The organism is Roseomonas rosulenta (assembly GCF_016106005.1).
Classification (GTDB): Bacteria; Pseudomonadota; Alphaproteobacteria; order Acetobacterales; family Acetobacteraceae; genus Neoroseomonas; species Neoroseomonas rosulenta.
In genome coordinates this window covers 1-1303 of record NZ_JACADR010000540.1, presented here as the reverse complement: position 1 = coordinate 1303, position 1303 = coordinate 1, and the positions used below count along the sequence as shown (strand labels likewise).

The 1303-nt window shown below is 74.8% G+C and carries 1 protein-coding gene; it reads right to left on the bottom strand.

All coding sequences use genetic code 11. The features are described from left to right. A partial coding sequence (locus HW578_RS26700; protein ID WP_198373720.1) for a class I adenylate-forming enzyme family protein occupies positions 1 to 1094 on the bottom strand: 1094 nt, incomplete at its 3' end. Positions 1095 to 1303 lie beyond the last annotated feature (209 nt).

Sequence of the window (1303 nt, the reverse complement as noted above, 5' to 3'; positions counted from 1 at the left end):
AAGTCGCGTGCTCTTCGGATCTGGGTAGTGGTGCCGGCGTTCATGTGGCGCGCGCGCAGATGGATCTCGCCCGCCTCGCCGGCCGGCAGCGCCGCGCCGTCCTCGGCGCGGATCGCGATCTCGACGCCCGGCGCCGGCCAGCCGAGGCAGGCGCCCAGCCCGGCCTCCGGCTCGGCCATCGCCTCCGCGACCTCCGGCGGCTCGAGCACGGTGATCGGGTTGAAGCATTCGCTCATGCCGTAGGTGATGCGCACCACCGGGCCGAAGGCCTCGGCCGCGCGGCGCCACAATTCCCGCGACAGGGTCGAGGTTCCGGTGAAGATCACGCGCACGCCCTCGAACCGCCGGCCGGGGAACAGCGACAGGATCTTCGCCAGCACCGTTGGCGGCGCGAAGATCGCCGGGCAGCCGGCCGCCAGGATGGGTTCCACCGCCTCGGCGCGCACGCCGTCCTGCAGCACAACCTCGGCGCCCTGTTCGAGCCAGGCGGCGGCGATCAGCGAGGCGCCGTGCACATAAGGCGTCATCAGCAGCACGCGGTCGCCCGCGCCTGGCGTGAAGGGCACCACGGCGCGCTGCAGCAGGTGAGCTGTCCAGCGCCCGCCATGGGTGTGCACGATCGCCTTGGGCCGCCCGGTGGTGCCTGAGGTGAACAGGATGCGCCCCCAGGCCTCGGCGGGGACCGGCGGCAGGGCTGTGGGCGCGGGGTCGGGCGCGATGTCCTCGATCGGCCAGGGGTCGAGCCCGAGCGCGGCGAGCCGCGCGGCCTGCGCGCGTGGCGCGAGCACACGGCGAAAGCCCGCCAGTTCCGCGAACCAGGCGATCTCCGCATCGGTGGAATGGGCGTTGACCGGCACCTCCGCCGCGCCCGAAAGCGTGACACCCGCACTCACCCAGGGCGCATCGACGCCGTTGGGCACCAGCGTGCCGACCGGCGCGCCCGGCGGCACGCGAAGGCGGTGCGCCAGTGCGTGCGCCCGCGCGGAGAGCTCCGCGAAGCTCATCCGCGCCGCCCCATCGGTGACCGCCACGCGCGATCCGAATCGCGCGGCCAGGGTGAGAAGGTCGTTCGACCAGGCGATTCCGTCCCGCATGGGCGCAGGGTCGGTCGCCGCGCGCCGATGGTCAAACCGCGCGGCTGCGCGACGGGCGCGGCGCGGAGCGCGTCCGCCGCGAGATCGCGACGCCCCTCCGCGCTGGTTCAGCGCGTCGCCACCGCTGCCGTCGGCCGCGCGGCCAGTTCCCGATGCAACGCGACCAGCCGCGCCGCCTCGCCCTCCCAGGCGAAGCGGCTGCGCGCGGC